Source organism: Pseudoalteromonas sp. TAP-3C, from assembly GCF_059888565.1.
Genome location: NZ_CM187618.1, coordinates 3,175,202 through 3,201,972, shown reverse-complemented (window position 1 = coordinate 3,201,972; position 26,771 = coordinate 3,175,202). Strand labels below are relative to the sequence as shown.

17 protein-coding genes and 2 pseudogenes are annotated in these 26,771 nt (G+C 40.7%); 12 read left to right on the top strand and 7 right to left on the bottom strand.

Going from position 1 to position 26,771, the window contains the following annotated elements; genetic code table 11:
* Window positions 1-23: 23 nt before the first annotated feature.
* Window positions 24-1,157, bottom strand: coding sequence for a PepSY-associated TM helix domain-containing protein (locus AC6H44_RS15000; RefSeq protein ID WP_500736475.1), 1,134 nt, complete (start codon window positions 1,155-1,157; stop codon window positions 24-26).
* 272 nt (window positions 1,158-1,429) lie between these two features.
* Between AC6H44_RS15000 and AC6H44_RS14995 the strand changes: the two genes are divergently transcribed.
* On the top strand, window positions 1,430-2,044 hold the full coding sequence (locus AC6H44_RS14995) for a PQ-loop domain-containing transporter (RefSeq protein ID WP_500736474.1): 615 nt from the start codon (window positions 1,430-1,432) through the stop codon (window positions 2,042-2,044).
* A 72-nt stretch (window positions 2,045-2,116) separates the two neighbouring features.
* Entirely contained in the window at window positions 2,117-2,905 is a 789-nt protein-coding gene (locus tag AC6H44_RS14990; protein WP_500736473.1) for a PhzF family phenazine biosynthesis protein, read from the top strand.
* A 54-nt stretch (window positions 2,906-2,959) separates the two neighbouring features.
* Here AC6H44_RS14990 and AC6H44_RS14985 read toward each other — a convergent pair.
* Window positions 2,960-4,204: pseudogene (locus AC6H44_RS14985) on the bottom strand (DUF5117 domain-containing protein); the annotation flags it as partial.
* Window positions 4,205-4,395: 191 nt separating this feature from the next.
* On the opposite strand from AC6H44_RS14985, the gene AC6H44_RS14980 reads away from it, so the two are divergent.
* From AC6H44_RS14980 to AC6H44_RS14970, 3 genes are all read left to right on the top strand, one after another.
* The gene (locus tag AC6H44_RS14980) at window positions 4,396-5,574 is read left to right on the top strand and encodes an efflux RND transporter periplasmic adaptor subunit (protein ID WP_500736472.1); all 1,179 of its coding nucleotides are present in this window, start codon (window positions 4,396-4,398) and stop codon (window positions 5,572-5,574) included.
* A 14-nt stretch (window positions 5,575-5,588) separates the two neighbouring features.
* Entirely contained in the window at window positions 5,589-8,720 is a 3,132-nt protein-coding gene (locus AC6H44_RS14975; RefSeq protein ID WP_500736471.1) for an efflux RND transporter permease subunit, read from the top strand.
* 110 nt (window positions 8,721-8,830) lie between these two features.
* Window positions 8,831-10,903, top strand: a complete 2,073-nt coding sequence (locus AC6H44_RS14970; protein WP_500736470.1) for a S9 family peptidase — start codon at window positions 8,831-8,833, stop codon at window positions 10,901-10,903.
* 82 nt (window positions 10,904-10,985) lie between these two features.
* On the opposite strand, the gene AC6H44_RS14965 is transcribed toward AC6H44_RS14970, so the two are convergent.
* Window positions 10,986-11,459 carry a Dps family protein gene (locus tag AC6H44_RS14965; RefSeq protein WP_500736468.1) on the bottom strand — a complete coding sequence of 158 codons (474 nt, stop codon included), beginning with the start codon at window positions 11,457-11,459 and terminating at the stop codon, window positions 10,986-10,988.
* Window positions 11,460-11,831: 372 nt separating this feature from the next.
* Here AC6H44_RS14965 and AC6H44_RS14960 point away from each other — a divergent pair, with 372 nt between their 5' ends.
* The gene (locus tag AC6H44_RS14960; RefSeq protein ID WP_500736467.1) at window positions 11,832-11,987 is read left to right on the top strand and encodes a hypothetical protein; all 156 of its coding nucleotides are present in this window, start codon (window positions 11,832-11,834) and stop codon (window positions 11,985-11,987) included.
* On the opposite strand, the gene AC6H44_RS14955 is transcribed toward AC6H44_RS14960, so the two are convergent.
* Window positions 11,984-12,586, bottom strand: a complete 603-nt coding sequence (locus tag AC6H44_RS14955; RefSeq protein ID WP_500736466.1) for a PGAP1-like alpha/beta domain-containing protein — start codon at window positions 12,584-12,586, stop codon at window positions 11,984-11,986. The genes AC6H44_RS14960 and AC6H44_RS14955 overlap by 4 nt on opposite strands.
* A 20-nt stretch (window positions 12,587-12,606) precedes the next feature.
* Entirely contained in the window at window positions 12,607-13,143 is a 537-nt protein-coding gene (locus tag AC6H44_RS14950; RefSeq protein ID WP_500738444.1) for a YaeQ family protein, read from the bottom strand.
* 388 nt (window positions 13,144-13,531) lie between these two features.
* On the opposite strand from AC6H44_RS14950, the gene AC6H44_RS14945 reads away from it, so the two are divergent.
* From AC6H44_RS14945 to AC6H44_RS14920, 6 genes and pseudogenes are all read left to right on the top strand, one after another.
* Window positions 13,532-15,082, top strand: coding sequence for a type I restriction-modification system subunit M (locus AC6H44_RS14945; RefSeq protein WP_500736464.1), 1,551 nt, complete (start codon window positions 13,532-13,534; stop codon window positions 15,080-15,082).
* Window positions 15,079-16,218 carry a restriction endonuclease subunit S gene (locus AC6H44_RS14940; RefSeq protein ID WP_500736462.1) on the top strand — a complete coding sequence of 380 codons (1,140 nt, stop codon included), beginning with the start codon at window positions 15,079-15,081 and terminating at the stop codon, window positions 16,216-16,218. Before AC6H44_RS14945 ends, AC6H44_RS14940 begins: the two co-directional genes overlap by 4 nt.
* A 1-nt stretch (window position 16,219) precedes the next feature.
* On the top strand, window positions 16,220-17,269 hold the full coding sequence (locus AC6H44_RS14935) for a virulence RhuM family protein (protein WP_500736460.1): 1,050 nt from the start codon (window positions 16,220-16,222) through the stop codon (window positions 17,267-17,269).
* Window positions 17,269-18,240: a Fic family protein gene (locus tag AC6H44_RS14930; protein ID WP_500736459.1), complete on the top strand. Its 972-nt coding sequence runs from the start codon at window positions 17,269-17,271 to the stop codon at window positions 18,238-18,240. Before AC6H44_RS14935 ends, AC6H44_RS14930 begins: the two co-directional genes overlap by 1 nt.
* Before the next feature lie 156 nt (window positions 18,241-18,396).
* The gene (gene ylqF / locus AC6H44_RS14925; protein ID WP_500736458.1) at window positions 18,397-19,350 is read left to right on the top strand and encodes a ribosome biogenesis GTPase YlqF; all 954 of its coding nucleotides are present in this window, start codon (window positions 18,397-18,399) and stop codon (window positions 19,348-19,350) included.
* 726 nt (window positions 19,351-20,076) lie between these two features.
* Window positions 20,077-23,528: pseudogene (locus AC6H44_RS14920) on the top strand (PAS domain-containing hybrid sensor histidine kinase/response regulator).
* A gap of 15 nt (window positions 23,529-23,543) precedes the next feature.
* On the opposite strand, the gene AC6H44_RS14915 reads toward AC6H44_RS14920, so the two are convergent.
* Window positions 23,544-24,206 (bottom strand): response regulator, encoded by a 663-nt coding sequence (locus AC6H44_RS14915; RefSeq protein WP_500736456.1) that lies wholly within the window; start codon window positions 24,204-24,206, stop codon window positions 23,544-23,546.
* A gap of 97 nt (window positions 24,207-24,303) precedes the next feature.
* Window positions 24,304-26,592, bottom strand: a complete 2,289-nt coding sequence (locus tag AC6H44_RS14910) for a TonB-dependent receptor (RefSeq protein ID WP_500736455.1) — start codon at window positions 26,590-26,592, stop codon at window positions 24,304-24,306.
* Window positions 26,593-26,771 lie beyond the last annotated feature (179 nt).

Below are 26,771 nucleotides of genomic sequence, written 5' to 3'. Positions count from 1 at the left end.
CCTGTAATGAAGTGGCGTGATTATCAAGCATTCGCGCTTCGTCGTTGCATGACACGATTTTTGTGTGAATGCTTTTTACGTTTGCGGCGGGTAAGCCATAAATAACACCCCGTTCCAGCAAGCCATACAGGGCTTAGGCCAACAATACACCAGAGTATTTTACCAATTAGCCCTGCAAAATAACCAAAGTGTAACTTTCTAAAGCTATCTATTACTTGCCAGCCAGCGCCTACTTCACGAATATCCCAGTTAGCCATATGCTCGCCAGTGTGTTTATTATAAGTAACAGTATTAGCGTATTCACTGGTTAACGGGTTATTAGTATTTACTTCGCCGTAGAGAGTAATGTTTTCATCGGGTTCGCGTGGGAAAACTAAAAAAGTAGTGTTAAAAGTGGGGATTTGTAACTTGCTGTCATTAAGAATATGTTCAAAAGAAATGTCATCACTGTATAAATTATTTGTAATTATAAAGTGCTCTTCCTCTGCATGCTCTATTACTTCGTGATACCACACCGCACCATTAAAGTAGCCCCCCGTGATTGCTAAAACAATCAGGATTGGGGAGCCTAACACGCCGGTCATTTTATGAATGTCACTGAGTACTATTTGTAAGGTTGCACGCCAGCGTACACTAAATAACCGTTGCCAAAATTTACGGTAAATAATTAAGCCGGTAATACCGAGTGTTAATAAAAATAGGGCAAAAAAGAAGCCTAATACTGTGCCAGTTTGCCCTGGTAAGCTTTTTAAATCATTAAGTAAAAAGGTGTAATGAAGTTCTAAAAACCAGTCTGTAAAATAATGAGTCGTGCTTACCGGCTCTGATAAAATCTCTCCTGTATACTGGTCTAGGTGCAATTTATACCAATCGTCAGTTCCACGTTTTACCAAATAAAGCCTGTCAGCAGTGGTATTATTAAATAGCTCCCAACTGCCTATTACATATTCAGGAAAAGCAGCTTCGGCTTTATCAATTAGCGAGTCCATAGGTAATCGCTTGGCATGCTGTTGAACTACAAAGTGCTTGTCGGGCATGAGTAAACCGTCTATTTCACTTTTAAACACTAAAACACTGCCAGTTATACTAATAACAATTAACGGAATAATGGCAATTAGCGCCAACCAACTATGAACTTTAAACAGTGTTTTTCTCATTGCCAACGACTTATATGTTAATTTAACTATACGATTATGATAACAGTTATCATTTGTATTGCAATTAATGAAAAGGCGGTGTTGTGAAGTTTTAATAACGATTTGTGTATACTCAAGTTGCCACCCAGTAAAACGAAAGTGAGTGTCAAGCTTGTATAAAACCTAGTCAGCTCTACAATGCGCGCCTGTAAACAAAAGCTTTAAAAAAAATTGTTTGAAAAATGTTTTTATTTGTTTTTTTATTAACACTTATATAACGAGCGAGGTCTACTTTGGCACATTACCTGCCTATTTTATCATCATTTATTTTAGCATTTAGTTTTTTGCCACTTCTAAATAAAATTCGTAAGAACCGCAGTGTGTCGGGTCTATCATTATTAATGATGACCTTTGGTGTGGCGCAAAGTATTTATTTTATTACATTTAATCTTTTTTTTGAGCGTTACTACATGGTATTGCCGTTTGTAGTGACAGGGTGTTTAAGTGGGTTGATTTTATATTATTTTGCTCGATATAACGCCAAAACTAGAGAGCGGATTCAGTTGAGCGCGATGCTAGGCTTTTCATTGTTGCCGTTTTTACTACTAGCTAATCCACAACTAGAGACCGCCAATGTTCTCACATGGCTTACTTTTGTTGGCTTGATTATGAGTTCGGTGCGCGTTATGCCACAAACCTATAAAACACTCAAAAGTGGTGATATTAGTAACTTGAGTTCTCGTTACTTTAGTTTACAGTTTATCGCGGGTGTTTGCGGTTTATTTGCAGAGCTTGCGATGACAGCACCTAGTACGTCGCATATTTTAACGTTTGTGATGATTTTACTGACTAATGCCGCGCAACTTAGCTGTATTGTGTATTATAAAACGCGGCCTGTTGTAGCTTAAGAGATAAATTTAATACTCTTTTTGCTCAATTTGTGGCAGGTTTATAGCACTTACAAATAAATTGAGCAAAAGATGCAACTGACTATCCATCAAGTAGATGCTTTTACTAATGAATTATTTAAAGGTAATTATGCAGCGGTTATTGATTTAGACACTTGGCTTGCCGATGAGCTAATGCTAAAGATTGGCGCAGAAAATAATGTCTCCGAAACGGCATTTACTTGTCGCCAAGCTGATGGCAGCTACGCTATTCGTTGGTTTTCACCGTTAATGGAAATAGATTTTTGCGGACATGCAACTCTCGCCGCGGCATTTGTGTTGTGCGAGCAGCACAATTTATCGCACATTCGTTTTTACGCTGCAGCGGTGGGAGAGTTAGTCATTAATAAAAATAGCGATGGTAGTTTTGCCATGACCTTTCCAAAACAAGCCCCTTTTGCTGTAACAGATATCCCCGTTGAACTACTCGCCGGCTTGTCTATACAACCTGTTAAGGTGTTGAAAAACCAGCAAGCTTACTTTGCTATTTATGATAATGAGCAAAATGTGCTAAACCTTAAAACAGACTCTGCGTTGCTTAAAACAGTGTACCCGCTAGATGTAGTGGCGACAGCACCAAGCGCAGAATACGACTTTATTTCGCGTTATTTTTGGCCAGCAAGTGGTGGTGATGAAGACTATGTAACGGGTTCTATTCATACTGGCCTTGCGCCATATTGGGCGCAGCAGCTGGGGAAAACCTCGCTTAATGCGTATCAAGCCTCTAGCCGTGGCGGGCAGCTGCAATGTGATGTAGGTGATCATACAGTGACTTTAACAGGGCGGGCTGTACGCTATATGCAAGGCACAATTTATCTTTGAGAAAGTGTAAAAAAGGCCGCACTTGCAAGTGCGGCCTTATTGCTGCGTACTTGGTTACGCTTCGAGCGCTTTGCTGATGAGGCGGTCGATATACTTTTTATGTGCTTTGGTCGCTGTGTCTGCGCCCCAAGGTGTGCTGCTGTTTGCAATTTGAGTTAACTGATACAGCGCGGCGGTTTTTGCTAAGTTATCGTGCTTACTTGCTTTTTCAAGCCCTGCAACCGCAATCAGCTGGTTAACGTATTCAATCTGTAAGTTGTGGCTGATTGAATTAGCGGTTTTGCTATCAACAAAAATACTCGCCGTTAAATCCTCCATAAATTGCGTTAGGTTATATTCATTACCATATAGTGCGGTATCTGAAATACGCAGTAGTACCGCTGGGTGTAGCAATTGCGCCAATACGCTTTTTTGCATGTTTAAAATCATGTTGTGTGGCTTAGGGTCTTCGTTTTTACCATAATGATTAAACCCGCGACGCTGTTGCTGCATAAAGTTATACAAAGGTTGCATGCTTTGCAGTACATTGTAGTTAATATCGCCTGCGTCCCAATCGGCATCGTCGGGTTGTATTTTTACTTCTAGCGCATTTTTAAAACCTGCTTTTTCGAATGACGTATTCCAAGCAAGTGCGGCGTCACGTACTGTATCTCGCCACTCAATGGGCGTGGTGTTTTCTATCCACCAAGTGATGGGTTTTACTGGCTCTGAAAGTGCGGCATTAGGATCTTGCTTTTGTAAATCCCAGCGTTTAATGACATCTTGGTAAGGCGCCCAGTCAGTGGAGGTCATTTTATCAAATTGATTAGTAAAATAGCCGATGCGGGCATCGTCAAAGCGCGGTTGATAATTGTTATTTGGTAATGCAACAAATGAGTGCTGCACTTTTACAGAGACACTGCGCGGGTCGCTTACGGCACTGGAACCTCGTACTGTAGGGCTGCTATTTGTAAATACATAATCGACGACCACATCTAAGTTGTTAGGATAAGGGCGTTGTTTGATAATGCGCGATTTTTTATCGTCCAACTTACCCACTTTAAAGCGCTTTTTAGCGTTTTTATCGTCAGGGTTAGGAGTAGGTGATACTTTGTGTAGCGCTTCACTTAAAAATAGTTTATTAACATTAAAGGCTATTTTACCGTCTTCGTGTTTTTCAATTTTTATACTTGCAAGCACAGCTTCGCTAATATTTGCCTCACTGGCTTTAGCAAGGGCGCTATTTTCATTAAATAAATAGCGTGGGGTTTTGCTAATTATGTCTATGCGATCAAAGTATTTTCTAAATTCAATAAGCTTTATGATTTATAATGGTAAAAAATTGTAACAATACATTTTTAAAGTACATGTTCGGCGTTGAATTAAATCGTTTTTAGAGGCTAAATGGGATTGCCATTACTTTTTTGTAACAGTTGCTTACAAATGTCACGTTAATGTTTCATTAAGCTTTGGTATCATAGTGCTAATAGTAATTTGGGAGTAATAAACAGATGCAAGGTAATGTACTTAGATGGGCTTTTCCATTTGTCGCATTGGCATTAGGTGTGGCGGGTTTTTTTGCAATTAACGCGATTGCAAAAGAGTCAGAGAAAAAAGAAGTCATCGACACTCGTCCAACCGTACAGGTTGAAGCCGTTTCAGCTAATGATCATCAAGTAATAATTAATAGTTATGGTGAAGTGCAACCACTAGAAAACACGCAACTTTCAGCGCAAGTATCGGGAGAAGTTACCAGCTGGCACCCAAACTTTGTAGCGGGTGGAATTGTGAGTCGTGGTGAAACCTTATTTACTATTGAAACAGATAACTACGAAGCGGCCGTGCTGCAAGCCGAAGCAGAACTTGCCCGCGCGCAAGCGATGTTAATTGAAGAGCAAGCGCAAGCCAAAGTAGCAGAAGACGAAGCAAAACGATTCCCAAATAAAGCCCGCACCGACTTATTTTTACGTAAACCTCAAGTATTGAGTGCCCAGGCATCGGTTAAATCTGCACAAGCGGCATTAAAAAGAGCGCAACGTGATTTAGCTAACTGTGAAATCACTGCACCATACGATGCATTAGTAATTAGTCGTAACGTGGGTGTGGGCCAGTTTGTTAGCATGGGCGCGCAAGTTGCCGAACTTAATAATATTGAAACGGCTGAAGTGATTATTCCTATTGCTGGTTTTGACAGTGTATTTTTACCGGATCGCATTAAAGGAGTAACGGCAACCGTTATTAAAACAGGATTAAATGGTTTTACTCGCCAAGCAGTGATAGACCGCGATTTAGGGATTGTAGATAACGCCACGCGTATGAGCAGCTTAGTGATTAGAATTGAAGACCCCTATGGCCTGACCAATCAACAGCCAGCAATTAAATTTGGTACCTATGTACAAGTAAATTTTGCTGGCACTATGCTTAATAATATCTATCGTTTACCGCAAGAGCTTGTTAATAATCAAACTGTGTGGATAGTAAACGAGGAGCAACAGCTTGAACCACGTAAGGTAAAGGTCATTCGTGAAGAAGGAGAGTACTTTTATATTAGCGATGGTTTAAAGGCCGATGATCAGCTTGTTGTTACCTTACCTGAATACCCACAAAAAGGCATGGCTGTAAAAATAGCAGGGCTTGGTGAATCAAATAATACAGATGCTGCAGAGCGCGCATCAAGCGAACAATTATAAAGGTAGCATGAGTTATGAATAACACCGAACTACCCGATAACACCAAGCAAACTGGGTTAATTGCTTACTTTGCCAATAATTCAGTAGCAGCCAATTTAATGATGTTATTTATTATTGTAATGGGAATAATTAGCTACTTTACTATTCAACGACAAATGTTCCCTAATATAGAAGTTAACTATATTAGTATATCGGCAAATTACCCAGGGGCGTCGCCACAAGAAATTGAAGAAAGCATACTAATCAAAATTGAAGAGTCGTTAAAAGACATCACAGAAATTAAAAAAGGAGTGTATCGGGCCTTTCGTAATGGCGGCTCTGCGAGTCTTGAAATTAACACCGACGCTGAGCTCACCGATGTGCTCGATAAGGTAAAACTGCGTGTTGATGGGATTGCTACATTTCCTGCAGGTATGGAGCCGGTCACCATAAGTCAAATAGAATTTCGTCAAGATGTTATTGGCATGACGTTGGTGGCCGATTTACCATTGACCGAACTCAAACCCATCGCTAATAAAATTGAAAGTGAGCTGCTGCAACTATCGAATGTATCCTTGGTGGTTAATGATGTGCCACTAGATGAAATTGCCATCGAGATAGAACCCGATACCCTGCGCCAATACAATTTAACGCTTTCTGATGTGGCGAATGCAGTGCGTCGTTATTCAGCTAACTTTTCTGCTGGGCAGCTAAAAACAGATGCCGGGGTTATTTCTGTTCGGGTAGAAAATCAGTTTTATTCAGGTGAAGAATTTAGGCAAATTCCGGTTAAAATTGGTGCCAATGGCGCTAAAGTATTGCTACAAGACATCGCCGTTATTAAAGATCAATTTGTTGAAGGCGAACGTTACTTTAAGTTTAATGGTGAAAACGCCGTTTATTTATCAGTAAAAGCCACTGAAGAGCAAAATATTATTCCAGTAGCTGATTCAGTAAAAGCGTATATTGATCAAAAAAATAAAGAGCTGCCATTGGGTGTTCGTATAGAACCGCTAATGGATTTTACTTATTATTTAAACGCGCGCTTAGACATGATGAAAGCCAACTTGTTTCAAGGGGCTATTTTGGTGGCGATCATGCTTTCATTATTTTTACGCTTTAAACTGGCATTATGGGTAATGATTGGTTTACCCGTGTGTTTTTTAGGCGCGATGATGTTGATGCCGTTATTTGGTGTCACCATTAATATTGTCTCTTTGTTTGCTTTTATTATGGTGCTTGGGATTGTGGTGGACGATGCCATAGTCATAGGGGAAAGCGCCTACACCGAAATAGAGAAAAAAGGCGGTGGTGTTGTTAATGTGGTTAATGGTGCTAAAAAAGTCGCCACTCCAGCCACTTTTGGGGTACTAACGACTATTGCAGTATTTGCGCCATTTACGCTTTCAAGTGGGCCTGAAAGTGCCTTCTTCTATGGTATTTCAGTGGTAGTTATTTTGTGTTTAATATTTAGCTTGATTGAATCTAAGTTGATATTACCTGCGCATATCGCCCATACGCACTTCTCGCCTATTAATCCTAATGGCTGGCGCGCGCGCTTTAATACGCGCTTTTTTGGTTTTGTAAATGGCCCGTATAGGCAGTTTATTGTCAGTTGTATAAAGTGGCGATGGACAGTGTTATTTAGTTTTATTGCGCTACTAATTTTCACATTTGCGTTAATATCGTCTAAGCAAGTACGAATGATCCCATCACCTAAAGTGCCGCATGATTTTCCACAAATTAATGTGCAAATGAATGATAATGTATCTGATATTCAAACAATTAATGCCATCCGTCAAATAGAAGCGATGGTATTAGAGGTCGACAAGCAAACTGCTCGCGAAGAAGGTCAGAAGATGATTCGCGATGTGTTGGTATTTAATCAAGGCCGAACAGAAGCGCAGTTATTGGCACCGCTGGTTGATGAAGAGTTGCGCCCATATAATGCTTTTGAGCTTTCTCGTCGCTGGCGTGAAGCCATGCCAAACATTGCGGGCGTTAAGTCGTTGACTATTCAAGATGATGTTGGTGGTGGCGGAGGAGGTGGTGATGGCGAATTTGGCTATTTACTGTATGGCTCAGATATCGATACGCTTAATGATGCAGGTCGTCGCTTTATACAACTATTACAACAGCAAAAAGGCTTATTTGATATAAGTTCTACTATTGATCCTGCCAGTAAAGAAGTGCAAATGAGCTTAAAACCTGTTGCTTATGATTTAGGTTTAGACTTAGCATCGATTGCTAATCAGGTGGGCGCAAGTTTTTACGGCGGTGAAGCACAGCGTGTTATTCGTCGTGGTGAAGAAGTGCGGGTAATGGTGCGTTACCCAAAACTTACCCGCGAAGCGTTTTCATCACTTAAGCATGCAGTGGTTACCACGCCTCAAGGTAAAGAGGTATTGCTTGGCGACGTAGTTGAGCTTACTGAAGTGCCCGGCATTAGTTATATTCGCCGTGAAGGTGGTTATCGAACGGTTTATGTATATGGCAATATAGACGAAGAGGTTATTGAGCCTGGCGAAGTGGTTAAGCAAGTCAAAGAAAACCTTCTACCACAGTTGCTGGACGAATATCCGAGTGTTAAGTCAGAGCTAGGTGGTGCAATAGAGGAACAGCAAGCGCAAACTGATGAACAGTTACTGTTTTTTATCGGTGGTATGATTTTAGTTTACATATTGTTGGCCGTACCGCTTAAAAGTTACTCACAACCTTTGATTGTTATGTCGGTTATTCCATTTAGCCTAACCGGTGCAATTTGGGGGCATTTTTGGTTTGGCTTAGATATTAGTTTAATGTCGGGTTTTGGTTTAATTGCTGCCGCTGGGGTGGTTATTAATGACTCATTAGTGATGACAGATTTTATTAACCAAGCGCGTCGTGCTGGTATTAGCATTAAAGATGCGGTTATTGAGGCGGGCTGTGCTCGTTTTAGACCCATACTACTTACCTCAATCACAACCTTTGCGGGTGTACTTCCAATTATGTTTGAAACCAGCTTGCAAGCTAAGTTTGTTATCCCAATGGCGGTAGCGCTGGGTTTTGCGGTTATGTTTGCAACCTTGATCACGCTTATTTTGGTGCCGTGTTTGTATATCATCCTAACTGATATGAGTGCCTTACCAAAGCGCCTGTTTGCTAGTAAAAAACTTAAAGTAAGTTAATTTTAAACACTGTGTATTTACAACATAAAAAGCCAATCATGAAGTCGGTTGGCTTTTTTATTTTTATGATAAACTAGCCGTCATTGTTATTTTTTAAGCGGTATTTTTTTGTGTCTTCTTCTTATTATTCTTTAAGCTTATTGCCTGATTTTCCTATTGCTAAAAAGCATGCTCATGCGCTTACTACTCATGGTGAAACGCGCGTGGATGACTATTATTGGATGCGCGATGATGAGCGACAAAATGCCGACATACTTGCTCATTTAGCACAAGAAAATAGCTATTGTGATGCACAATTGGCCGCAATAAAGCCATTACAAAATACATTATTTGAGGAGCTTAAAGGGCGTATTGTAAAAGATGACAATACGGTACCGGTAAAAGATGGACAGTATTGGTATCACTCAGAGGTTCGCGGAGATGATGAGTATGCGCGTCATTATCGCAGCAGTAGTATAGCAACCACAGATAAAGAGCTACTACTTGATGTAAATGAACTTGCTAGCGGGCATGAGTTTTATGAGTTAGGGGAAGTGGCGCTAAGTCCGAATGAGCAGTTAATGGCGTACTCACAAGATACCGATGGCAGGCGTATATACACAGTATGGTTTAAAAATTTAAACAGTAATGACATGCTCGACGATGTACTCGAACATACCGAAGGGCAAGTTGTTTGGGCGAACGATAATAAAACCGTATTTTATGTAAAAAAGGATTTAAAAACCTTATTGGGTTATCAAGTTTTTAGACATGAATTAGGGACTGAGCAACACCGCGATGTGTTGGTATACGAAGAGCAAGACAGCAGCTTTTTTATGGGGTTAGGTAAAAGTCGTGATGAAAGCTTAATTATTATTGATTTAGCCAGCACAGAAACTAATGACATGTGGATACTGGATGCTAATCAACCACAAGGCGAGTTTACTGCTTTAATACCGCGTGAAGAAGGCCATGAATTTGATATCGATAAACTTGGCGACACTTTTTATATTGTGACTAACTGGCAGGCTAAAAACTTTAGGCTGATGACAGCAACCAGTAATACCATTGCCGATAAACATCAATGGCAAGCACACACTTCTCACCGTGAAAACGTATTATTAGAGGGCGTTGAGTTATTTAACGACTTTGTTGTACTGAGTGAGCGTGAACAAGGCCAAGTGCGATTTATTGTGGTTAATAAAAACGGCGAGCGAATGAACCTTGAGTTTGATGATCCGTGTTATTACGCTGCAATAGCCATGAACCCTGAGCCGAATGTAACCCAGGCACGCATTTATTATTCGAGCTTAACAACCCCTGGTTCACTCTGTAATGTTGATTTAACCACAGGTGAAAAAACCTTACTTAAACAACAAAAAGTACTCGGTGATTTTAACCCAGAAGACTACCAATCAGAGCGGTTAATGATAAGCGCTCGTGATGGGGTAAAAGTGCCGGTATCTTTGGTGTATCGTAAAGAGAGCTTTAAACAAGATGGTTCAAACCCGCTGTTTCAATATGGGTATGGTGCGTATGGAATTACTATAGATCCGAGCTTTTCAAGTACGTCACTCAGTTTACTCGACCGTGGCTTTGTTTATGCGATTGCACATGTACGGGGTAGCGAAATGCTAGGGCGCTCATGGTACGAACAAGGAAAAAAACAGCATAAACAAAATAGTTTTGATGACTTTATAGATGTAACTAAAGCATTAATAGAGCAAGGTTATGCAGATAAAAATAAAGTGTTTGCCTCTGGGGGCAGTGCGGGCGGTTTATTAATGGGAGCGGTTGTAAACCAAGCACCCGAACTTTATTGTGGTGTTGGTTGCCACGTTCCCTTTTTAGATGTGCTCACTACCATGTTAGATGAAAGCATACCGCTTACAACCAATGAATATGATGAATGGGGTAACCCAAATGACCCTCATTTTTACAACATTATTAAAGCCTACTCGCCGTATGACAATATTAGCGCGCAGCCTTACCCCAATATATTAGTCACCACTGGCTTGCACGACTCACAAGTACAGTATTGGGAACCAATGAAATGGGTGGCAAAAATGCGTGAATATAAAACCGATGATAATATTTTAGTGTTTAAAACCGACATGGATGCAGGGCATGGTGGTGCATCTGGGCGCTTTAAAAGCCTAGAAGAAAAAGCACTTGAAATGGCTTTTTTTATCGCATTGTCATAGCGCTAGCACAGCTTATAAATAATCGTTACAAAAAAGCCTCAGTAACAACCGAAGCTTTTTAATTTTAAAAATAATTTAAAACTTAATCTAGATAGGCTTTTAACATCCATACCAGCTTTTCTTGCTCGGTAATATAATCACTCATTAATGATGCTGTTCCTTCATCGTCAGCTTCACCAGCTTGAGCTAAAATATCACGCTGCATTTTTATTAAGCTGCTGTATCCGGCAAGTAAGTTTTCAACAGCGGTTACGCCATCGCTAATCCCTTTAGCTTCTTTAATTTTACTTACTTCTAAGTAATCTGAAAACGCATGCAGTGGTGCGCCATCAAGGGTTAAAATACGCTCTGCGATTTCGTCTACTTTCAGTAACAATAAATTATAAATTTCTTCAAACTTTAAATGTAATTCAAAAAAGTTTCGGCCTTTGATATTCCAATGAAATCCGCGTGCATTCATATATTGAATTTGGTAGCTACTCAATAACGTATTCAGCGACTTAATTATATCTTCACTTTTTGAACTGTTTAAACCGATTGCATTTACTTGCGACATATTTCGCTCCTTTAGTAACCGTTTTCATGTATTAATATAATTATTAAAACATAACAAAAATTAGTACGGTTGGTAATTATATTATAGATCTGGGGACGATTTATAAAATTACGGCCCTCTGTAGTATAAACAATGCTGATAAACGGCAATTTATGATCTAAAACAAGCTTTTAGCAGGCGCAGCTCATACTTATTTTATTTATTGATTTAGGTCAAAAAACACGCATAAGTAAAGTGCATAATGAGTTTAACCCAACTTGATAGAAAGTATTTTATCGAGTTTAAGAGGTTACTTGATACTATGCGGAGAGAAAAATGGAAGCTAAAACACGTTAACAAAATAAAGCTGAGCTAATTAATATAGGTATTGCGTTGGTCGCGTTTGTTGTTGGGCTAGTCGCACATTTAGCCGGTGCAAGCTTTGCAAACTTTGATACCTTTGGCTACATTGCAGCACCTATGCCACTGGTGCTTGCCATCCTATTTTTGATTGGTTATAAAATAGCCGTCGTTGCTGAAGAGGGTTAGTCCTCACTCAAGCGCTCAAGAATATAGTTAACCACTTGACGAGAGTAAATCATGCTGGTGTGGCTTAAATGAAATACTTTGTGTTCAGCCATACCTTTGAGCTTAGTTTCATCTAATAGCACTGTGCCATCAGAGCGGCTGCCCTTTATAATAAGTGGCATTAAGCCAATGGGTAAGTCGCCGGCAATACTGTATAATTTGGCTTTAAAAGGCCAGTTAACGTTTTTAGATAATAAAAACTCAACGCTGTTTTTTAATAATAGTTCGAACCCTTTTTGTTGCATTTTTTCGGCAATATGACTGCCAGTATGTGGCGTGCCTAAAGTAATTACTTTTTCAACGTAATGACTTGCTGCTGAGTTTGCTTCTAAGTAGGCCCGTGCAACTAAACCTCCCATAGAGTGGCATACCAACGCTGAAGGCTGGTTGCCGATAAAGTCATCAATTTGTGCAAAAATAGCACCCTTATTAGGGTCTCGTGTGTTATACGTTAGGTTTAAAACGTCAACGCCCGATTCCTCTAAACGCGAGCATAATGGGCGCATAACTAGCCCAGACATATACAAGCCATGTAAAACAATAACGCGTTTAACCTTCATAAGCCTCCAGATCGTTATAGTTACATTAATTGCTGAGGTTTTATTTCAATATTGGTGTTGTCGGTATTAACCCAAACTTCGCCATCTTGAATGGTAATAGCTAATTTTATATTACGATTAACCAACGCAGCTAATAACTGAGTGGCAGCATAATCAAGACTAAAAATACTTAAATTTTTAAACTCGTATAACTTAGGTTGATGCTTTTGCCACCAAATAGTTTGATTGTTCTCGCCATAAGTATATAGCACCACCTTTTTAGCTTTATTACAGGCCTTCTTAAGGCGTTTTTCATCAGGTAGCCCAAGCTCTATCCAAAGCTCTATCTCTTCACTGTAATTAATATGCCAAAGTGCAGGCTCATCATCGACAGATAAACCTTTAGTAAACTCTAATCCATCACAGCTATTAAGTGCAAATGCTAGTAAGCGGATCATCAACCGCTGCTCGGTTTCTGATGGGTGTTGTGCCAAGGTTAAATTAAAGTCTTGGTATACGTGGCGGTCCATATCGCTAAGCGATAATTGCGCCTTCATAATAGTCGATTTGAGAGCCATAATATCTAATATAAAAAAATTTGCGCCAGTATAGCGCATTAATACCCAAACCACCTCAAGATACAGCGCTCAGCGTTTCATTACAGCCCAAAAAAGGATGACTCTGCAAATAGGTTTTTTTAAGTGGTAACAGCGCAGAGAGTCAGCGCTCATGAAACGCCCAAGGGTTGGTTTAAAAGCGATTGATTGGATAATGGACAGAATTGGTGGAAGGGAAGCGTAAGGATAGTAAAACTATTTATAAAGTGAAGCAGCAGATTGATTATATAGAATTTGTGGTAGTATTATTTGAATTAAAAAGTAAGTGAGATAAAGCTCGTTTTGGCTTTATCTCACTTACTAAAATATGCTGTTTAATATTAAATAACGCACTTTACGAGAATAAAAAATGACAAGTAACCAACAACGTGCCGAACTTCAGCGCCAAATATGGGCAATTGCCAATGATGTGCGCGGCTCAGTGGATGGGTGGGATTTCAAACAGTACGTACTTGGCACCTTGTTTTACCGTTTTATCAGTGAGAACTTTGTAGACTACATCACAGGCGAAGATGAGAGCGTTGATTATGCGGGCATGGTCGATGGTGATGAAAACATTAAGTTTGCTAAAGAAGATGCAATTAAAACCAAAGGCTATTTTCTTTACCCTAGCCAGTTGTTCAGCAATGTGGCGGCCAATGCACACAAGGACGAAAATTTAAATGCGGACTTGGCGGCTATTTTTGCTGCCATCGAAAACTCAGCCAATGGCTACGATTCAGAAAAAGACATCAAAGGCTTGTTTGCTGATTTTGATACGACCAGTAATCGTCTGGGTAATACCGTAGAGGCAAAAAACAAACGCCTAGCCGCTGTGCTAAAAGGTGTGGCAGGGCTTAACATCACCCAGTTTGAAGACAACGAAAACGACCTGTTCGGTGATGCTTACGAGTTCCTGATTTCTAACTATGCCGCGAATGCGGGTAAATCCGGTGGCGAATTTTTCACCCCTCAGCACGTTTCAAAACTGATCGCGCAGCTGGACATGTACGGCCAAACCAGTGTGAATAAAATCTATGACCCTGCGGCGGGCTCGGGCTCGTTGCTGTTACAAGCCAAAAAGCATTTTGATGCGCATATCATTGAAGATGGTTTTTTTGGACAAGAGCTCAATCACACCACCTACAACTTAGCGCGTATGAACATGTTTTTGCACAACATTAACTACGACAAGTTTAATATGCAGTTGGGCGATACTTTAACCGAGCCGCACTTTTTAGACGACAAACCGTTTGATGCGATTGTCTCTAACCCGCCTTATTCAGTGAAATGGATTGGTAGCGACGACCCAACCCTAATCAACGACGACCGTTTCTCGCCTGCTGGTGTGCTCGCGCCTAAATCAAAAGCCGACTTTGCCTTTGTGTTGCATGCGCTAAGTTACCTATCAAGCAAAGGCCGCGCGGCGATTGTTTGCTTCCCCGGTATTTTTTACCGTGGCGGTGCGGAGCAAAAAATTCGCCAATATCTGGTAGATAACAACTATGTTGAAACGGTAATTTCACTGGCACCTAACCTGTTCTTTGGCACCACCATTGCCGTGAATATATTGGTACTGTCTAAACACAAAACAGACACCACCACGCAGTTTATTGATGCCAGTGGCGAGGCGTACTTTAAAAAAGAAACCAATACCAACGTTATCACCAATCAGCACATTGAAGACATTATGAAAGTGTTTGCCAGCAAAGAGAACGTGGATCATTTTGCCAAATCCGTTGATTTAGATGTTATCGCAGGCAACAGCTACAACCTTTCGGTAAGCAGTTATGTGGAAGCTAAAGATAACCGCGTAGTCACAAACATTACTGAACTCAATCGAGATCTAAAAACCACTGTTGCAAAAATCGACCAACTTCGTACTGATATTGAAGCTATTGTTGCGGAGATTGAGGCATGAGCAATTTTAGCGTCATGGAGAAATTGTTGAATGGTGTTGATGTGAACTGGGAGCCTTTAGATAAGGTATTTAATATTTATGCTGGAGGCGATGTGCCTAAAAATGCATTATCTGACATTGAAACTGAAGAATTTAATATCCCAATTCTTTCTAACGGAATTGGTGATAAATCTCTTTATGGGTGGACAAACCAAGCCAAAATTGAAAAGCCAAGCCTAACAATATCAGCAAGAGGAACAATTGGATGGACTAGTTATAGAAATCGGCCATTTTTTCCTATAGTTCGTTTATTGGTGCTGACACCTAAAGTTGAATTGAACCTGAAGTATGCCTACTACTTTATGAAAATGATTGAAAATAATTATAAAGTTGCTCCGGCAGGTATTCCTCAACTTACAAAACCAATGCTTAAAAATATTTTGATCCCCATCCCATGCCCAAACAACCCAGAAAAATCGCTGGCAATACAAGCTGAAATAGTGCGTATTCTAGACGCATTTACCGCCATGACCGCCGAGCTTAACATGCGGAAAAAGCAATACAACTACTACCGTGACCAGTTGTTAAGTTTTGAAGAGGGTGACGTTGAGTGGAAGGCACTGGGGAAAATCGCAGAAATAAATACTGGTCAGAAACCATCTGAAATCTTGGATACAGAGGCGGAGTTTGATTACATCAATGCTGGGACAACTAGGTCTGGATATTGTGCTCTGAGTAATTGTGAGGGCGATACTGTGACGACCCCATCAAGAGGGCAAGGTGGTATTGGCTTTGTTGGTTACCAAAATAAGTCATTTTGGTTAGGTTCTCTTTGTTACAAAATACGGTCTATAGATAACAAAGCGCTAATCAATAAGTACCTTTTTTATATTCTTCAGTCGAAAAGTCAGCTGTTATTAGGATTAAAAAAAGAAGGTGGTGTTCCAGCAGTGAATAAATCTGATTTAGCTAAGTTAGAAGTTCCAGTTCCTTCTGTTACAGAACAGGAGCGAATTGTGGAAATTTTAGATAAGTTTGACACGTTAACCACTTCAATCCAAGAAGGTCTGCCCCGCGAAATCGAGCTCCGCAAAAAGCAATACGAGTATTATCGTGACCTGTTGTTGAGCTTTCCGAAATCCGATGAGGCGGCCTGATATGAGCAAGGATAAAACGGATTTAACCGCAATGCGCTCCTCGGCCGCCGAGTACCTTACCTTTATTGCCGCAACCGGTGAAGGCGGCGTTGAAGCGATTTACGCCGATGAAGATATTTGGCTAAGCCAAAAAATGATGGGTGTATTGTACGATGTAGAAACTAATACCATTAACTATCATCTTAAAAAGATTTTTTCCGACAGTGAATTAGACGAAGATTCAGTTATTCGAGAATTTCGAATAACTGCCAAAGATGGTAAAAAATACAACACCAAGCACTATAAGCTGACGGCGACCATTGCGGTTGGTTATAAGGTGAACTCAGAGCGTGCGGTGCAATTCCGTAAATGGGCGACTGAGGTGCTTAACGAATACACCATCAAAGGCTTTGCCATGGACGATGAACGTCTAAAAAATGATGGGTCGATATTGGGCAAAAAGTATTTTGAAGAGCAATTAGAACGCATTCGTGAAATTCGCTTGAGTGAGCGTAAATTTTATCAAAAAATCACCGATATCTACGCAACGTCAATCGATTATGATGTGACTGGGCAAGTCACCAAGCGCTTTTTCGCCACGGTGCAAAATAAATTGCATTGGGCGATTCACGGTCAAACCGCGGCTGAGGTTGTTTATCATCGCGCGGATGCGGGAAAAGAGAATATGGGGCTCACTTCGTGGAAAGTCGCCCCGCAAGGCAAAATTCAAAAATTTGATGTCGGTATTGCCAAGAATTATTTAACTGATAATGAATTGGCGCAACTACAAAGGCTGGTCAACGCCTATCTCGATTTGGCCGAAGACATGGCATTGCGACAAATACCCATGACGATGGCAGATTGGGAACTTAGGCTTAATCGCTTTATCGAAGCCACTGACCGCAAAGTGCTGCAAGATGCGGGCAAAGTCACGGCCACTATTGCAAAAGCCTACGCTGAAAGCGAGTTTGAAAAATACCGTGTTATACAAGACAGATTGTATGAATCTGACTTTGATCGAGAAGTGAAAAAGCTACTTGGGCAAGGTAGCAAGAATAAGGATATAGAGTAATGGCTTACCAACCGCCTTTTACCATCACCACTGATATTTTGAATCTGGTGGCGCAAATCAGCCAGCAGGTGGGTGAATTAAACGCCAGCCAGCTCAATGCCTCTCCACAACTGCGCAAGCAAAACCGCATTAAAACCATTACCGGCACGCTGGCGATTGAAGGCAATACGTTAACTGAAGAACAGATCACTGCCATTGTTGAGGGTAAGCCCGTGCTGGGTAGCGTGCGCGAGCTGGCCGAGGTAAAAGGTGCGATTGCGGCGTATGACGCACTGCCTACCTTTACACCTAGCGCCATTGACAATTTACTCACGGCTCACGGTTTAATGCTGTCAGATATTCTTGTGAATGCGGGTGAGTTTCGCAGTAAAGGCGTAGGCATCCATAAAGGGGGTGTGGTGCACCACGTTGCACCGCCTGCCCATCAAGTATCCGGTTTAATGGCTGATTTAATCCAATGGCTTAAGCAAACAAAAGATCACCCATTGATTGCCAGTTGTGTATTTCATTATGAATTTGAGTTTATTCACCCGTTTGCCGATGGTAACGGTCGTATGGGGCGCTTATGGCAAACGCTGATTTTATCTAAGTGGCATCCATTATTTTTATCTTTACCGCACGAGAGTGTGATTAAAGACCATCAGCAAGCGTATTATCACGCTCTTGAACAGGCGGATAACCAAGCGGATAGCACGCCGTTTATTCATTTTATGTTGTCGGTTATTCAGCAAGCGCTCGCGCAAAATACCTCTGTAAACGCCCCTGAAAACGCCCTCCTAAATTTATCTGGCCTCAAAACACCTGAGGCTATTTTAGCATTACTGAGTAGCACGCCTGAGCTGACCCGACAACAACTCGCGGATACCTTGAATAAAGACGTGAGAACCATTGGCCGCGCAATTAGCAAGTTACAAAAAGAAGGCAAATTAACCCGAATAGGCTCAGATAAAACCGGCCATTGGCAAGTGTAATGGTTTTATTTATACGAGAAGTTTAAAGGGATTATGTAGTAAACTACGCACTATTAGTTGAGGTGATAAATCGAAATTATTCACTCAGTACCCCGCATAGCACTTATTTAAGTAAAGCATGGTGTTATGGGTTGAAATAAAAGGTTTAAAAATCAAATGAGTAGATCAGGAATACAGTGGTTCCCTGGGCACATGAATAAAGCCCGAAATGAAATTAAAGAAATAATGCCACAAATGGATGTGATCATTGAAGTGCTTGATGCGCGCATTCCTTACAGTAGTGAAAACCCAATGGTGGCGACGTTGCGTGAAGGTAAGCCGGTCATCAAAATTCTTAATAAAGCCGATTTAGCCGATCCTAAAATGACGCAAATCTGGAAAGACTATTTTGAGCAAGAAAATGGCGTTAAAGCGATTGCGTTTGGTAATGATAAAGCAAACGATGTTCATCGCATTAATGAGCTGTGTAAAAAGCTGGTGCCACACAAAGTAGGTGCCGATAAGCAAATTAAAGCCATGATTATGGGTATTCCTAACGTGGGTAAGTCTACGTTAATTAATGTGTTAGCGGGTCGTATAGTGGCTAAAACCGGTAACGAACCGGCAGTAACTAAAGCGCAGCAACGTATTAAGCTTGATGATGGTATTATGCTTTACGACACACCGGGTATGTTGTGGCCAAAAGTTGAAAACGAAAACTCAGGCTACCGTTTAGGTGCAACCGGTGCGATACGTGATACCGCACTGGAATACGAAGAAGTGGCAAGCTACACCGCTGAGTATTTATTAAAAGCCTATCCTGAGCTGTTAAAAGCACGCTATAAAATAGCTGAATTGCCAGAAAGTGATTGGGAATTTGTTGAAATGGCCGGTAAAAAACGTGGTTGTATTCGCGGTGGTAATCAAATTGACACCTATAAAATGTCGGAAATTCTAATTAACGAATTACGTGATGGTATAATTGGTCGTATCACTATGGAAACGCCTGCCATGCGTGAAGAAGAAGAGGTGATGGTTGCAGAATTACGCGCTGCGGCTGAGGCTAAAAAGCAAGCTAAAGAAGAAGAGAAAAAACAACGTCGAGCACGAGCACGTAAAAATCGGCGTTAATATTTACATCTGTAAATTGTAGACATAAAAAAAGCCCGAAAGGGCTTTTTTAGTTTCATATCTACCGTCACCGATATGAGCAATGTAGCAAGTAAGTAGGGCAGAAACGTGTCATAAACAGCAAGGGGCGTTGTGGTTTATAACACGAGTCCATAGCAGTTAACGTGCGCTACACGTGGGATGAAAAATCAATTTTTATAGTAAAGAAGCAATACACACCTTTCTAATTGATATTAATTATCGTTTAGATTTATGATGCTGTCAACATCTAAATAGAAATAATTCTTATTAACTTTTGCTTTAAAGTAAGCAGAGTGAGCATAGCCTATAAAGCTATCATAGGAATTGTAGGCATAAAAAAAGCCCGTTAGGGCTTTTTAGTATCATATCAACCGTCACTAATATGAGTAATGTAGCAAGTAAATAATGAGCGGTTACCTGTATTAATATCAAGGGGCGTTGTGATTAATAACAGGTAACCTTAGCTTTAGCGTGAGCCACACGTTGTTTCAGGGTCGAGAAACAAATGAACTTTTGTCACAAGAAGTATGCTTTGTTCTTGTTGGTATTGATTATCAGTTAGATTTGAAATGCTGTCAACACTTAAATGCAAATAATTCTTATTTTACTTTTTTGTTTGTTTATAGCACTAAAGTAAGTGCTGATTTTTGCTACAAATTCTCTTATGCTAAGTTAATTATTATAGAAATAACAACAAGAAAAAATATGTTTTCTATTTGGTTTATTAGTCTTATTGCGGTGGTATACCTAGGGATACTATTTGCAGTTGCGGGGTGGGCAGATAGGCGAAAGGTGCTTCCCTTTAAAGGTATGATTTATGGTCTATCGTTGGGCGTGTATTGTACTTCATGGGCTTTTTATGGCACTACTGCGCAAGCTGCGAGTAATGGCTGGTGGTTAGCACCAACCTATGCGGGCACAATTATATTATTTATTTTTGGTTGGCAGTTATATTGCCGTATCGCGCACATTTGCCGACAACAAAAACTCACCTCATTGGCTGACTTTATTGCTACGCGATATGGGCAGTCGTCAAGTCTGTCTGGGCTGATCTCACTTATTTCAGTAATCGCGATTGTGCCATATATTTCTCTTCAGCTCAGTGCGACTGCACAAAGTATTAATTTACTAACCGATCGTGCCCCCACCCAAAGCAATCAAGTGTGGGCAGACAGTACTTTTTATATTACTTTGTTACTGGCTTTATTCGCGATTTTATTTGGTGCCCGAAGGCTTAAACCCAGCGAGCATAACCCTGGATTAATCGCCAGTATTGCCTTTGAATCGATAGTAAAACTACTGGCTTTTATTGGGGTTGGTTTATATGTGTGTTTTGCTTTATTTGATAGTCCTGCAGCAATTTACCAACAAGCATTGGACTTAAATATACCCAATCAAATAGCGGCAACTCAAAGCCCTGTGTATGTATATGTTGCGCATATGTTTTTAGGGATATTAGCAACGCTGTGCTTACCACGTCAGTTTCATATGAGTTTTATTGAAAACAACAATAATAATGAACTGGCCACGGCTCGTTGGTTATTTCCGCTTTATTTATTAGCCATTAATTTATTCATATTACCCATTGCTTATGCGGGGTTAGTTTACTTTAACGGTAATGGCGTAGGCCAAGATACCTTTGTATTAGCGTTACCAATGGCGGCAGATAATAGCGGAATTACCTTACTTGCCTTTTTAGGCGGCTTTTCGGCGGCGACGAGTATGGTAATTGTGTCGTCAATTGTGTTATCGGTGATGATCACCAACGACTTTATTAATCAGTTTATTTTACGTCGTTCACAATTAACCTCAAGCAGCCGAGGGCTTGATAAAAACCATTTGCTGCATGCACGTAAAATAGTGATTGTGTTGATATTATTACTCAGTTACTTCACTCATAGGGTTCTGGCAGAGACCACCACGCTGGCCAGTGTTGGCTTAATGTCGTTTACCTTAGTCGCACAGTTTGCCCCTGCGATGGTCATTGGTTTATGGTGGCGACATGCATCATGTCGCGGTGCACAACTAGGGATTTTAAGCGGTTTTATAATTTGGGGGTACACTTTATTATTGCCGAATTTAGCCAGTGGCTTAGGCAGTCAACATAGTTGGTTAGTTGAAGGGCCTTGGCAAATAGCATGGTTAGCCCCTACTGATTTATTTTCATTGGGTTTAGAAAGTATAAGCCAATCACTACTGTTGTCGTTAGGTGCAAATACATTGATGTATTTGTTAGTGCCATTTTTAGCCGAGCGACCCTTGCCGAGCGCCTTCAAAGTAATAAGTTTATTTCGCAATTAAACGACTCACGATTAAACACCACGTTACAGCCACTCAATTATGAAGACCTAGGCGCGTTATTACAGCGCTTTGCTGAAAAAGAAGCGAGTCAGTCTTTGGTACAGCAGTATTTTCCTCACGATAAAAGCCAATGGAAACGTATCGCTAATATTGAGCTTGAGTTATTGGTTGAACGTGAAATGTCAGCCGTTATTGGTGGCGCATCCGCACGACTAATTTTAGATGTAGCTAAAAATGAGCAACGTCAGCCTTTAGAACAAGTCGCTGAGTTTGTAGATGAAGCAAGTCAAGTATTGAAATTTAACCGTGATTTACTGCAATCTACCATCGAAAATATTCAGCAAGGTATTAGCGTAGTGGATAGTGAGCTGCGTTTGGTGGCATGGAATCAGGGGTATAAATACATGTTTAATTACCCTGATAGCGCCTTGTATATAGGTCGACCGGTTGCCGATATTATTCGTTTTAACGCCGAACGAGGTTTATTTCGTGGTGAAGATATTAATACTGAGGTTGATAAACGTTTAGCTTATTTAAAACAAGGCAGCGCATATAAATATCAGCGTGCACATAACGATGGTCGGGTTTTTGAAATGCAAGGCAATCCCTTGCCTGGTGGCGGTTTTGTAACAACTTACACGGATATTAGTGAGTTTGTTAAACAGCAAAAGGCACTCACCGAAGCGAATGTCAGCCTTGAAGAAAAAGTAGCGACACGAACGGCGGCGCTTACTCAAGCGAATGAGGCGCTTTCTAAAGCTAAACAGCAGGCTGAGCAAGCAACAGTAAGTAAAACACGGTTTTTTGCAGCGGCCAGTCACGACTTATTACAACCATTTAATGCTGCAAGTTTGTTTTGCTCATTAATGAACGAAAAAGCCCAAGATACTGAATTACGCGAGCTTGCGATGAATATAAAAAACTCATTAGGCATTGCCGAAGAGCTACTTTCAAGCATTTTGGAATTAACTAAACTCGACTCGGGCTCGTTTAAAGTGCAATTAACGGAATTTAACGTGAGTAGTTTAATAGAGCCACTGCGTAATGATTATTTAGCACTTGCTCAAGAAAAAGGCCTTCGTTTTATTGTTGAGTCGTGTGAAGCGCGAATTTACACCGATAAAGCATTACTTAAGCGTGTATTACGAAACTTATTAAGTAATGCGATTCGTTACACTGAGCGCGGTGAAGTAAGACTAAAAATACTACTTGAAGATCAGTTGCAACTGTCATTTATTATTGAAGATACGGGTATAGGCATTGCTACCAGCGATCAGCAGAGTATTTATCAGGAATTTAAACAACTAGGTGAAAAACCCAATGCGGAAGGACTTGGTTTAGGATTATCGATCACTAAACGTATTTGTGACTTACTCGCGATTCCGTTAGTGATGGGGTCGCAACTAAATAAAGGCACACAATTTACATTGAGGATGCCATGTAAACCTAGTTTAAAAGTGCAACCCGAGCAAAGCCGTACTGCCAATCTTGAAACTGAACTAGGTCGTTTAACTATTTGGCTTGTTGATAACGACCGCAATGTGCTTGAAGCACTCAAACAGTTGCTAAAAAACTGGGGCTGTGAAATTGCCACCGCCACTAACTTAATAGAGCTTGAGCAATTAAAAATGACCCATGACCTACCGCAACTATTAATAGTTGATTACCAGCTGGACGATGGCGTAACTGGGCTTGAAGTTATTAATTTAGCTGGTCTTGATGCATTGCCAGTCATTGTTAATACCGCAAACCATGATGAAGGCATTCGTGAGCGGGTGCTTGATGCAGGCTATCCTTTATTGTATAAACCGCTCAAAGCACCCGCACTCAAGCGGATGATAAAGCGACTGACTTAGGGCGTGTACGCTATGTTAGCTGGCTTCTAATTTACCAATTTGCGATAGCTGATTAAATAAAATACCTGCTTGGGTGCGGTTATAAACATTGAGTTTACGCAAAATAGCGGATACATGTTGTTTGATAGTGGTTTCTTGAATCGACATTTCAAAGGCTATTTGTTTGTTTAATAATCCATTGGCAATCATTGCTAGTACACGGTACTGCTGTGGTGTCAGCTTTTCGAGGTTACGGGCAAAGCTGCTTTGTTCGTCATTAATGATTACTTCGGTTAAATCAACATCGGGTGGTAACCAAGTATCACCATTGAGCACATGTTCTATGGCTTCGCTAATTACATCGAGTGATGATGATTTGGGAATATACCCTGCAGCGCCTAAGCTCATGGCTTGTTTTATAATAGTGGGGGTTTCATTGGCCGACACCATAATAATTAATATATCAGGGTACTGATTGCGTAATTGCGATAAGGCTTGCAAACCGTTTGCGCCTGGAATGGTTAGATCTAAAAAAATTAGCTCTATTTCAGGGTGCGAGTTTAGTAAGCTAAATAGTCCGTCTATATCGCTGGTCTCTTTTATGTGCTCTTCAGGCACCGAGGTTGCCGCCGCTTGACGCAGTGCACTTCTAAATAAAGGATGGTCATCAGCAATTATAGTATTCACAGCACAAGTCATTTCAAATAGTCTCCAATGTATTAAGTTATAAGTGATTTTGCGATGTGAAACAAGGTTTGTCTGTGGGGAGGCAGACAAACCTTAGCCATACTAAACTTTAAAAACGATAGCCCACGGTTAGTGATACCGTGCGAGGGTCACCGTAATAACCAATTAAGGTATTATCACCACCTAAGCCTGGCGTGTATTTACTGGTATCGGTTGGATCTGCTGGGTCGGGTGCTACAAACTGGTAACCCCCAATCATGTACTCTTCATCGGTTAGGTTTTTACCATAAATACCTGCAGTCCAGTGTCCGTCTGGGCTATACCACGTAACGCCAATATTTAATAACCCGTAGGCGTCTTGAGTGAGTAAGCTGTCTTCTTCAAACAGGGCGTAATCACCTCGATGGTAGTAATTACCGTTCATAACAAAGTCACCCATATCTGTGTATAAGCGGTAGGTAGCGCCTAAATTAAAAGTTAAATCGGGAGTGTTTGAAACACTAAAACGCTCTGACTTATCAAATGTTTCACCTGTTTCAGGGTCGGTATCAATCACTTTGTCAAAGCTACTGTCGATATAGCCAATTGATGCATCGAACGTTAAAGCATCGCTGGCCACGTAGTTGAGTTCTAATTCAATTCCATCAGATTTAGACTCGCCAATATTACCTAAGCGTTGATTTAAATCGGCGGCACTGTCACCGGGTAATACCGAAATATACTGACGATCTTTGTGATCTAGTGTAAATACAGTGACATTAGCGCGTAAATTATTATTCCATTCGCTCTTCATACCCATTTCGAACGAATCAACTATTTCAGGATTTGCCGCTTTCTCAGGGACACTTGCACGAGGATTGAATGTGCCTGATTTAAAGCCTTGTGAGTAACTAGCAAAAAACATAATGTCGTTACTATATTGATATTCCACCCCTGCACGAGGGGTAAAACGTGACCAGTCTTCACTATCATCAAGTACCGTTGGTACTAATTGTCCCTCAGGGCGAACATAGCCTGGGATCCAGTCGGATTCGGGGTAAACTATGTCAAAAATAAGGCCGTTATTCACAATCGCGTCTTTGCTATCTTTGGTATAGCGGGCACCAAGCGTCATTGACCACTTATCGTCAAAGTCATAACTACCTTGAATATAAGCGGCTTTACTGGTTGAGTTACTGCAACCGCTTACTTCTCGAGTTAAACCTGGTGCACCTAAACTTTGACCAAGTACACCAAGAATTGCCTGAAATTGGCCACATGATTCTGCGTCATAATAGTACAAACCTGATACTAGCTTGTAACTATCACCCCCATGGTTTAATTGTAATTCATGTGTAGTTTGTTCATCGTCGTAAATAGCTGGCACATCAAAAATTGGTAAAGAGGTATTATCGAAGTCAATATTGGTTGGCGAATAGCTTTCTCTTGTTGCTGCAATATATTTAATACTGGTATTTGCGTTCATGTCCCAACGAGCTGTTAAGCTCATACCTTCAAGTTCTACTTTGTTCCATGTAGGTAAGCTAGTGTAAGAGTCATATACACTATCGGGTACGGGGGCATTAGTTAATAAACTAGGGAGTAAGCGATAGCCACCTTTAGCATTTGAGTCATCATCGGTTTTATCCCACGCTAAACGAAAAAATAGTTCATCGGTTGGGGTATACTCTAAAGTTACTCGAGCTGCGGTAACGTCTTTGTTGTAGTTTTCGCGGTCTTGGTTATCAAGCGCCGACGTTAAAAACTCACCATAGCCGTCTCTATTAAGTGTGGCAACCCCAAACCCAACATAGAGCTTTTCGTCAATAAGTGGGAGCTGTCCAGTTACTTTCAAATCTTTTTGGCCATAACTTCCTACCGTGCCTTGTATGTTTAAAGTCGCATCACCGCTCATTTCTTTAGTGACATACTTTACTGCACCGCCAATGGTGTTTTTACCGTAAAGTGTACCTTGTGGTCCACGTAATACTTCAATTTGTTGTACATCTAATAAGTCAAGTACTGCCCCTTGAGGGCGTGCTATATATACATCATCAACATAAATACCTACACCAGGTTCATAACCCCATAGTGGGTCTTGCTGGCCGACACCGCGAATAAACGCAGTAATTGTAGAGTTAGTACCACGGCTTGATTGTAATGTGGTATTGGGTGAAAACTGTTGAACTTCGGTCATTACGCTAATGCCATTCTCAGCCAGCTCTTGCGCGCCAATTGAGGTCACTGCAACGGGTACTTCTTGTAAGTTTTCAACGGTTTTACGCGCAGTGACTTCAATACGCTCTAATTCGCCTTTTTTCATCATGGAAGATTGTTCAGCGCTTACATTACTGGCGCTAAATAAGGCCAGAGAAACCGCAAGTGTAACGGGTGTGATATTTTGTTTGAGCTTTTTCATGGTGTGTTCCTGTTGTTGTGTACTCGTTATTAATTATTTACTTGTCTGCTCATGTCACCTGCATTTAATGTAGAAGATAGTGTTTAAAAATGAATTAGTACCATAGTGCTATATGTTTTTAACAGCTTGACTTATATAGCTTTTAAGCCAGATTTAAAGTGTATAGTACCTTAGTGTTA

Coding starts and splice junctions, on each gene's coding strand:
- AC6H44_RS15000 (WP_500736475.1), bottom strand. CDS start 1,157: ATGAGAAAAACACTGTTTAAAGTTCATAGTTGGTTGGCGCTAATTGCC.
- AC6H44_RS14990 (WP_500736473.1), top strand. CDS start 2,117: ATGCAACTGACTATCCATCAAGTAGATGCTTTTACTAATGAATTATTT.
- AC6H44_RS14980 (WP_500736472.1), top strand. CDS start 4,396: ATGCAAGGTAATGTACTTAGATGGGCTTTTCCATTTGTCGCATTGGCA.
- AC6H44_RS14975 (WP_500736471.1), top strand. CDS start 5,589: ATGAATAACACCGAACTACCCGATAACACCAAGCAAACTGGGTTAATT.
- AC6H44_RS14965 (WP_500736468.1), bottom strand. CDS start 11,459: ATGTCGCAAGTAAATGCAATCGGTTTAAACAGTTCAAAAAGTGAAGAT.
- AC6H44_RS14955 (WP_500736466.1), bottom strand. CDS start 12,586: ATGAAGGTTAAACGCGTTATTGTTTTACATGGCTTGTATATGTCTGGG.
- AC6H44_RS14950 (WP_500738444.1), bottom strand. CDS start 13,143: ATGGCTCTCAAATCGACTATTATGAAGGCGCAATTATCGCTTAGCGAT.
- AC6H44_RS14945 (WP_500736464.1), top strand. CDS start 13,532: ATGACAAGTAACCAACAACGTGCCGAACTTCAGCGCCAAATATGGGCA.
- AC6H44_RS14940 (WP_500736462.1), top strand. CDS start 15,079: ATGAGCAATTTTAGCGTCATGGAGAAATTGTTGAATGGTGTTGATGTG.
- AC6H44_RS14935 (WP_500736460.1), top strand. CDS start 16,220: ATGAGCAAGGATAAAACGGATTTAACCGCAATGCGCTCCTCGGCCGCC.
- AC6H44_RS14930 (WP_500736459.1), top strand. CDS start 17,269: ATGGCTTACCAACCGCCTTTTACCATCACCACTGATATTTTGAATCTG.
- ylqF (WP_500736458.1), top strand. CDS start 18,397: ATGAGTAGATCAGGAATACAGTGGTTCCCTGGGCACATGAATAAAGCC.
- AC6H44_RS14915 (WP_500736456.1), bottom strand. CDS start 24,206: ATGACTTGTGCTGTGAATACTATAATTGCTGATGACCATCCTTTATTT.
- AC6H44_RS14910 (WP_500736455.1), bottom strand. CDS start 26,592: ATGAAAAAGCTCAAACAAAATATCACACCCGTTACACTTGCGGTTTCT.